This window comes from Planobispora rosea, from assembly GCF_014648175.1.
GTDB lineage: Bacteria > Actinomycetota > Actinomycetes > Streptosporangiales > Streptosporangiaceae > Planobispora > Planobispora rosea.
The window spans coordinates 26,615-34,342 of sequence record NZ_BMQP01000059.1 but is presented as its reverse complement, the minus strand read 5'-3'; the positions used below and the strand labels follow the sequence as shown (position 1 = coordinate 34,342).

The 7,728-nt window shown below is 72.8% G+C and carries 8 protein-coding genes; 3 read left to right on the top strand and 5 right to left on the bottom strand.

The features are described 5' to 3' along the window. Nucleotides 1-198, bottom strand: a 198-nt coding sequence (locus IEZ08_RS36030; RefSeq protein WP_189243900.1) for a hypothetical protein, incomplete at its 3' end; no start/stop codon positions are given. A gap of 519 nt (nt 199-717) precedes the next feature. On the opposite strand from IEZ08_RS36030, the gene IEZ08_RS36025 reads away from it, so the two are divergent. Beyond that, complete coding sequence (locus tag IEZ08_RS36025; RefSeq protein WP_189243941.1) at nt 718-1,764, top strand: alpha/beta fold hydrolase; 1,047 nt, start codon at nt 718-720, stop codon at nt 1,762-1,764. A gap of 66 nt (nt 1,765-1,830) precedes the next feature. Here the strand turns inward: IEZ08_RS36025 and IEZ08_RS36020 are convergent, their stop codons facing one another. Beyond that, nucleotides 1,831-2,472, bottom strand: a complete 642-nt coding sequence (locus IEZ08_RS36020) for a maleylpyruvate isomerase family mycothiol-dependent enzyme (RefSeq protein ID WP_229803901.1) — start codon at nt 2,470-2,472, stop codon at nt 1,831-1,833. A 132-nt stretch (nt 2,473-2,604) separates the two neighbouring features. Here IEZ08_RS36020 and IEZ08_RS36015 point away from each other — a divergent pair, with 132 nt between their 5' ends. Further along, nucleotides 2,605-3,576, top strand: a complete 972-nt coding sequence (locus tag IEZ08_RS36015; RefSeq protein ID WP_068929039.1) for a sigma-70 family RNA polymerase sigma factor — start codon at nt 2,605-2,607, stop codon at nt 3,574-3,576. 70 nt (nt 3,577-3,646) lie between these two features. Here the strand turns inward: IEZ08_RS36015 and IEZ08_RS36010 are convergent, their stop codons facing one another. Then, nucleotides 3,647-5,059, bottom strand: coding sequence for a phytoene desaturase family protein (locus IEZ08_RS36010; RefSeq protein WP_068925610.1), 1,413 nt, complete (start codon nt 5,057-5,059; stop codon nt 3,647-3,649). A 190-nt stretch (nt 5,060-5,249) separates the two neighbouring features. Here IEZ08_RS36010 and IEZ08_RS36005 point away from each other — a divergent pair, with 190 nt between their 5' ends. Further along, the gene (locus IEZ08_RS36005; RefSeq protein WP_068925608.1) at nt 5,250-6,224 is read left to right on the top strand and encodes a diacylglycerol/lipid kinase family protein; all 975 of its coding nucleotides are present in this window, start codon (nt 5,250-5,252) and stop codon (nt 6,222-6,224) included. Here the strand turns inward: IEZ08_RS36005 and IEZ08_RS36000 are convergent. Both IEZ08_RS36000 and IEZ08_RS35995 read right to left on the bottom strand, forming a co-directional pair. Beyond that, complete coding sequence (locus tag IEZ08_RS36000; protein ID WP_068925606.1) at nt 6,211-7,029, bottom strand: MerR family transcriptional regulator; 819 nt, start codon at nt 7,027-7,029, stop codon at nt 6,211-6,213. The genes IEZ08_RS36005 and IEZ08_RS36000 overlap by 14 nt on opposite strands. Nucleotides 7,030-7,066: 37 nt before the next feature. Further along, nucleotides 7,067-7,600: a DUF1990 domain-containing protein gene (locus tag IEZ08_RS35995; protein ID WP_189243940.1), complete on the bottom strand. Its 534-nt coding sequence runs from the start codon at nt 7,598-7,600 to the stop codon at nt 7,067-7,069. Nucleotides 7,601-7,728: the final 128 nt, after the last annotated feature.

Genomic DNA, 7,728 nt, shown 5'->3' with positions numbered 1-7,728 from the left:
CTGGGCCGGAACGTCCTTGCGCCCGGCCTGGCGAGCCGCCTCGACCCGCCCCTTCCACTTTTCGTTGCCCAGCAGCCAGTCGAACGACTCGGTCTGCAGAGCGAGAAGATCAGGAACTTCGAGCGGCTCCTGAATGCGTGCGAACGACACACGACGGGGACCAGCGGGTACGGCGGAGGCGTTGCGCGAGGCTGCCAACAGATGTCCTTCCGAGGGGTACGGATGGAATCGCACTGCGCGCACGCCAAACGCCCCGGGAGATCCGGGGGCGTCGACAGGCGGCGCGAGGGAGCAGCATAACGCAAATGGCAAACGGAAAGCCACATTTACTATAAGCGTCAACCTCGGTGCCGCCATCAGTGTGTCACGGCCGAAGCGTCTCCGTCAACCTCCTCGGTCGCAGAACATGCCGACTACGCCGGTCACGGGCGGGCGGTCACGGGCGGGCGGTCACGGGCGGGCGGGAGCGGATCCGGTGGCTGGACGGCGGGTCCTCCTGACGGGCCCGGCATACGCCCGGAGCGGTAGATCGCCGGCCTCCTCACTCCGATGGCGTACCGGCGGAGCCTCCGGCAGAGGGATTCCCGCGCCCGGCGACCGGATGACCATTACAGCCAACCGCTGCCGCCGTCACGTGCCGGTGAACCGGAAACGGCATGTCGGCTCCACGCGGGACACCCTCATGGACCACCCCGGACACCCCGAAGGGGCCAGACGATGCGGAAACGAAGAGTCATCAGGATCATCGGCGTGGTGCTCGCCGTTCTGATCGGAGTGCCGGTCGTGGGAACCGCCGGTCTCCTCCTCTGGGACGGCGGCGTGGACACCGGTCCGCGCAGGGAGATCCTCCAGGGCGTCCGGATCGATCTGCGGACGGCCGTGACGCGGCTCGGCCCGATCGAGTACGACCTGCACGGCACGGAAGGTCCCGTGCTGCTGTCCGTTCACGCCGGGCTCGGCGGCGCCGATCAGGGGCGTCTGTTCGCCGACTGGCTGCGAAAGGACGGGTTCCGCATCCTGAGCCCCTCGCGGCCGGGTTACCTCGGCACGCCGCTGGAGAGCGGCCGGACCAACGAGGAGCAGGCCGATCTGCTCGCCGCGCTGCTGGACGAGCTCGGCATCGATCGGGTCGGAGTCCTCGCGGTCTCGGCGGGGAGCCCGGTGGGCTACACCTTCGCCGCGCGCCACCCGGGCCGGATCTGGGGGCTGGTCTCCATCGGCGGGCTGAGCAGACCGCGGCCCGCCGAGACGAGCGGCTCACCGCTGCGGAGAACGTTCCTCAACACCGTGGGCCAGAAGCTGGCCCGGCTGACGGCGGAGGTCTCGTTCGAGACCATCGTGGAGGGAACACTGAACGAGACCAGCACCTACACCCGCGACCAGCGGGCGGAGCGTGTCTCGTACATCATGGGAACGCCGCACGTACGGGCGCTCTTCACCTCCATGTTCGATACGACGTTCCCCTACCAGGAACGCTGGGCGGGCACCGACAACGACGCGGCGCAGGCCCGGCGCGGCGGTCCGCCCCTGGAGCGGATCACGGCTCCGACGCTGCTGGTCCACGGCACCCAGGACGGCGACGTGCCGTTCGGCCACTCGGAGTTCGCAGCCGAGCGGATACCCGGTGCGAGCCGGTACTGGATGCAGCGGGAGGACCACCTGGGTTTCTGGCTCGGCCCGAGGGCGAGGCAGGCGCAGGCGGCGGTGGGAACGTTCCTCCGGCGGCACGCACCGGGCGGGAGCCCGCCCGGGTCACGGGAGTGAGGCGGGCGGGGAGAAGGCGGGAAGTGTTCGGGTCCGAGGCCGACGGGGGCGCCCGGCTGCCTCCGGCTACCGGGAGAACCGCGTGGCGGCCTCACCCGTGAGCCGGCCCGGTGGCAGGCGCCGCCCGCAGACGGCGAGCAGCAGATCCTGCGCGAGACCCCGGACCGGTGTTCCCGTGCCGTGGCTCCAGTCGAGGTCGGTCGCCTGCAACGCGACCCCCGTGAGATCGGCTCCGAAGAACGCGATGTTCTTCGGCCGCATCCCGGCCAGCACCATGGCGATCCGTTCGACGGGGACCCGCCGGTCGAGCCCCAGGGCCACCGTGATGTCGAGTCCGTGGATGACGTCGTGCGAGAGCGCCCCCCGGACACCTCCGCCGGGAGGCGTCCACGGGTGCGCGATGTTGTCCCGCAGCGACGCGAGCAGCATCTCGGGTGGCAGGTCGGCGGCATCGCGCCGCGCGCACCGGTCGGCCAGGCGGTTGATGTTCCCGCGGGCTCTCACCAGCTCCACCGCCATCCGCCGGAGCGAGGCCCGGAACGGCAGCGTGGTGTGGGCGATCACCTCGCGCACCCGCCAGCCGTCGCACAACGTGGGCGCGTCCCACTGCTCCGGCCGGAGGGCGGCGAGCAGGTCCGCCTGTTCACGGCGTTCCGCCGTCACCGCGGCGCGAAGACGGTCTTCGGTCATGCGGCGGTCTTCGGTCATCTCGTGCCTCCCGTACGGCGCGCGGCCCCGCCGCGCGCTCTCCATCTGGTCATGACCTGAATACGGGCGCGGCGCCGGAAACTCATCGGTCACCACCGTGATGTGTCGGTGACGGCACGTATGGTCGGGGCCATGGCGGAGACCTCGACCGGCGCGGAATCCCGGCTGGAGCCGTTCCGGACCGAACTGATCGGTTACTGCTACCGGATGCTCGGTTCCGGGTTCGAGGCCGAGGACGCCGCGCAGGAGACGCTCCTGCGCGCATGGCGGTCGTTCGGGCGTTACGACGAGCGGCGGGCCTCGCTGCGGACGTGGCTCTACCGCATCGCCACCAATGTCTGCCTCGACATGCTGCGCAGCGCGCAACGCCGGGCGCTGGCCATGGACCTCGGCCGGGCGGCTGACGCCGGGACGGACATCGGCGAGCCGGTGCCGGAGCGGGCCTGGGTCCAGCCGGTTCCGGACGGTCTCGTGCTGCCGCCGGACGGTGATCCGGAAGCGGCGGCCGTACGGCGTGAGACGATCCGCCTGGCGTTCGTCGCGGCGCTGCAGCACCTGCCGCCCCGGCAGCGGGCCGTGCTGATCCTGCGCGACGTGCTGGTCTGGAAGGCCGAGGAGGTCGCGCAGCTCCTGGAGACCACCGTCGCGTCGGTGACCAGCGCGCTGCAGCGGGCGAGGGCGACGCTCAAGGCGGTCGGTGTCGTGCCGGGCGAGCCGCTGCGCCCGTCCGACCCCGCCCAGCGCGAGTTGCTCACCCGGTACTGCGCCGCGTTCGAGCGCCACGACGTCACCGCGCTCGTGGCCCTGCTCCACGAGGACGCCACGATGACGATGCCCCCCTTCGCCTGGTGGCTTCGCGGCCGTGACCGGATCAGGAGGGTGCTGCTGGGCCCGGAGACGCCCTGCGCGGGTGCGCGCCTCGTCCCCGTGGCGGCGAACGGCTCGCCGGCGTTCTGGCAGCTGCGGCCCGGCCCCGACGGCGCCTGGACGCCCTTCGGGCTGGTCCTTCTCGACGTGTCCGACGGGCTGATCGGCGGGATCACCACCCACCTCGACGCCGACCGGCTGGTCCCGCTGTTCGGCCCTCCGCCGCGGAGGCCGTGACCCGCCGCGGAGACCGTGACCGAGCCACCCGGCACCGTACCGGACGGCGCTGCGCCACCGCGGCGGGCGCTCAGCCGTCGCGCAGGGCCAACCGGGCGGCCTGGTAGCCGCCCATCCCGTGCACGCCCGGGCCGGGCGGGGTCGCGGCCGAGCAGAGGTAGACGCCGGGCAGCGGGGTCCGCCAGGGACGCGCCGAGTACACCGGGCGGCCCGCGAACTGGCGCAGGTCGGCCAGGCCCGCCCCGATGTCGCCGCCGACGTAGTTGGCGTTGCGCTCCTGCATGGCGGAGCAGTCCAGGGCGTGCCTGGCCAGGACGCGGTCGCGGAAGCCGGGGGCGAACCGCTCGATCTGGCCCTCGATCGCCGCGGTCATGTCCACGGTGGAGCCGTTGGGCACGTGGCAGTAGGCCCACAGGGTGTGCCGCCCGGCCGGGGCGCGGGACGGATCGGCCACGCACGGCTGCACCAGCAGCACATACGGCCGTTCGGGGTGGACGCCCCGGGCGACCTGGGCCTCGCTCAGCGTGATCTCCTCCAGCGTGCCGCCCAGGTGGACCGTGCCCGCCCGGCCGACCGCCGGGTCCTTCCACGGCACCGGCCCGTCCAGCGCCCAGTCCAGCTTGAACACGCCGGGCCCGTACCGGTAGCGGGCCAGGCGGCGGGCGTAGCGCGGCGGCAGGCGGTCGCCGGCCATGGCCAGGAACTGGCGCGGCGTGACGTCCAGCAGCACCGTGCCCGCCGGTGGCAGTTCGGCCAGGGAGGCCACCCGGTGCCCGGCGACGGTCTCACCGCCGAGCTCGCGCAGCCGGGCCGTCATCAGGTCGGCCAGCCGCTGCGAGCCGCCGCGCACCACCGGCCAGCCCGCATGGTGGGCGAGGGCGGCCAGCGTCATCCCGAAACCCCCGGTGATGGGGGAGCGCAGGTCCAGCATGGAGTGGGCGGCCATCCCGGCCAGCGCGGCCCGCCCGGGGGCGGTGCGGAAGGCCGCTCTGGCCAGCACCGTCGCCGGCTGCAGCGCGAGCACCCCGAACCGGGCGGCGGCCAGCGGCGCCCGGGGCAGGCCGAGCGGCGCCAGCAGGGTGTCCACCAGCGGATCCCCGGCGCGGGCGGTCGCCCCGATCACGGTCTGCCAGGCCCGCCCGTCCCGGCCGAGGCCGGCGGCGGTCTCCGCCGGGTCGCGGTGCACGAGTACGGCGGTGCCGCCGTCGAGCGGGTGCGCCACCGGGACCGGCGGATGGGCGAAGTCGACGCCCAGGTCGAGCGAGCGGAACGCGGCCGAGACCGCGGCCATCGGCAGCGCCGTCGCGCACACGTCGTGCACGAACCCGGGCAGCGTCAGCTCCTCGCTGCGCAGCCCGCCGCCGAAGCGCTCCGCGGCCTCCAGCAGCAGCACCCGGTGCCCCGCCCGGGCCAGGATCAGCGCCCCCGCCAGGCCGTTCGGCCCGGAGCCGACCACCACCGCGTCGAACCCGTCCGCCCTCATGCCCGTGTTCCCCTCTCGCCGTCAGGCCCTTTCCCGTTCACCCTTCCGCATCCCGCCCTGTTCCCGAACCCGTCGGAGAACCACGGAGCCGGGCGACCCGGGTGCACGGGTAACCGCCTCCAGAGTTTGGATCTTGCGGTCCGGGGCAGCCGACGTCCGTCTCGGGCATGGACGGTTGCGGGAGGGTCGCATGGCGAAGAAGCAGGGGAAGGTCGGCACGGTCGCCGTGATCGCCCACCAGAGGAAGTCGCTCGGCGGCGGGCTGGACGAGCTGCGCCGGCTGCTGGCCGACGAGGGCGTGGGGGAACTGCTCTGGTACGAGGTGCCCAAGAGCAAGAAGGCGCCCAAGAAGGCGAGGAAGGCCGTCAAGGAGGGCGCCGACCTGGTCATCGTGTGGGGCGGCGACGGCATGGTGCAGCGGTGCGTGGACGCGCTCGCGGGTTCCGGGACGCGGGTGGGGATCATCCCCGCCGGTACGGCCAACATGTTCGCCAAGAACCTCGGCATCCCGGAGGACCTGCCGGAGGCGGTACGGATCGCCTTCCACGGCGAGGACCGCAAGCTCGACCTCGGCAGGGTCAACGGCGAGCACTTCGCGGTGATGGCCGGGGTCGGGTTCGACGCGGAGATGATCAAGGACGCGGACCGGGGGCTGAAGGACCGGATGGGCCGGGCCGCCTACTTCTGGACCGGTCTCCGGCACGTCCGCGGCGAGCTGGTCACGATGAAGATCAAGGTTGACGGGACGCCCTGGTTCGAGGGCGAGGCCAGCTGCGTGCTGTTCGGCAACGTCGGCACGATCACCGGCGGCATCGAGGCGTTCGACGACGCCCGTCCCGACGACGGCTGGCTGGAGGTCGGCGTCACCACGGCCAGCGGTCCCATCCAGTGGGCCCGCACGCTCGGCCGGATGAGCGTGAGCCGCTCCGACTCCTCGCCGTTCGTCCGGATGACCCGCGCCCGGAAGGTCACCGTCAAGCTGGGCAGGGCCATGTCCTACGAGCTGGACGGCGGCGCCAAGGGCACGGTCACCCGGCTGAAGGCCGAGGTCGTCCCGGGCGGGCTCATCCTCCGCGCCCCCCGGCCGGCCCCCTCCGACGAGCGGCCGGCCCCCTCCGGAGAGCGGGCCGGGACCGGCCGGGAGCCCGAGGTCACGAGGGCGTGACCGTCATCTGCAGCTCGGTCACCCACTGGCTCCGGTCGTCCGGGCAGTCGAGGTAGACCTCGCGGGCGAGGCCGACCGGGCGGTAGCCGTTCTCCTCGATCCACCGGGCGAGGACCTGGAAGCTCGGGCCGACCTGCTCCATCGGACCCCGGTGGATGATCGTGGCGGCCGTCTCGATCGCCGGCAGGTCGACGATCGCGAAGTCGTGCTCCCGGTCCGGGGCCGCCGTGACCTGCATCCCGGCGTGCACGACGACCTTGCCGTCCTCCTCGGCCTCGTAGGAGGCGATGCCCGGACCGGTGATCGCGACTCCGGCGCGCTCCAGCCGCGCGCACAGCTCCCGGTAGAGCGGCTGGATGACCGGGCCGATGTCCTCGCTCTCGTAGCTCGCCGCCACCGCTTTGAGCTCCGCGACCCGGACCGGGGCGACCCGCTTGACCATGACTTCCTCTGTGCTCATGAGACCCTCCGTCTCGATGGCCCGGAGTCTCGCCTCGACCCGGAGCAGCCGGGCGGTGTCCGCCGCGATGCGTTCCTCCAGCTCCGCGCGGCGCAGCCGTACCATGCCGTGCAGCTCCTCCAGGCTCACCTTCTCGTCGAGGATCGAGGCGATCTGGCTCAAGGTGAAGCCGAGGTCCTTCAGGGCGATGATGCGATTGAGCCGCGCGAGCTGGGCGGCCCGGTAGAAGCGGTAGCCGCTGGCCGGGTCGACGCGGGCGGGCCGCAGCAGCCCGAGCGCGTCGTAGTGGCGCAGCATCCGCACCGACACGCGGCCGAGCTGGGCGAAATCTCCGATGCTGAACATGGTGCTTCCAGGTGTACGGCCTCACACGGTGTCAGGGTCAAGGCAGGGACCGGGTGTAGGCACGGGCGAACACGTTCTGCAGCAGGACGGGGACGGGGCCCGCCAGCCGGACGTACCAGCGGCCGGGACGGGAGTAGGCGTGGACGGTGAACCGTACCCGCCCGGTGGCATCCCGCTCCAGCAGGAAGCCCTCCTCCCCGCTCTCCGGATGCCCCGTCAGCGTTCCGTAGCCGAACCCGGCCCGGTCGTCCTCCTCCAGCGTCCACACCACCCGGCAGGGCGCGGGCAACCACAGCGGTCCCGGGCCGAGCCGGAGGACGATGGTCGCCCCCACCGCCGCCCGGGGCGCGGACGCGACCGGCCGCAGGCCGCACCGGGTTTGGGCCTGCCAGGTCAGCAGGGCCTCAGCCGCCCGTTCCAGAGTCGTCCCGGGATCGAGCATCCGGTGGTGCCGTAGCCGCCGGTAGCCGGGCGGTACGGCTCCGGCGCGGAAGGTGTCGGTGTCCGGGTGGGTCAGGCCGACGTCGGGATAGCTGAACGCGGCGCCGCGGTAACGCTGGAGAAGATCCATAGTGGTGTCCCCGGGGTATTCGGACGGACATCTTCTTGAACGCGTTCAAACGCTCGTCCCCACCGTAGCACCGGGCGGGGAGGGGCCGGGGGGATAACCGGTTGGCGCGGGGGGTGCGGGAGGGGGCA

Coding starts and splice junctions, on each gene's coding strand:
- IEZ08_RS36025 (WP_189243941.1), top strand. CDS start 718: ATGCGGAAACGAAGAGTCATCAGGATCATCGGCGTGGTGCTCGCCGTT.
- IEZ08_RS36020 (WP_229803901.1), bottom strand. CDS start 2,472: ATGACCGAAGACCGCCGCATGACCGAAGACCGTCTTCGCGCCGCGGTG.
- IEZ08_RS36015 (WP_068929039.1), top strand. CDS start 2,605: ATGGCGGAGACCTCGACCGGCGCGGAATCCCGGCTGGAGCCGTTCCGG.
- IEZ08_RS36010 (WP_068925610.1), bottom strand. CDS start 5,059: ATGAGGGCGGACGGGTTCGACGCGGTGGTGGTCGGCTCCGGGCCGAAC.
- IEZ08_RS36005 (WP_068925608.1), top strand. CDS start 5,250: ATGGCGAAGAAGCAGGGGAAGGTCGGCACGGTCGCCGTGATCGCCCAC.
- IEZ08_RS36000 (WP_068925606.1), bottom strand. CDS start 7,029: ATGTTCAGCATCGGAGATTTCGCCCAGCTCGGCCGCGTGTCGGTGCGG.
- IEZ08_RS35995 (WP_189243940.1), bottom strand. CDS start 7,600: ATGGATCTTCTCCAGCGTTACCGCGGCGCCGCGTTCAGCTATCCCGAC.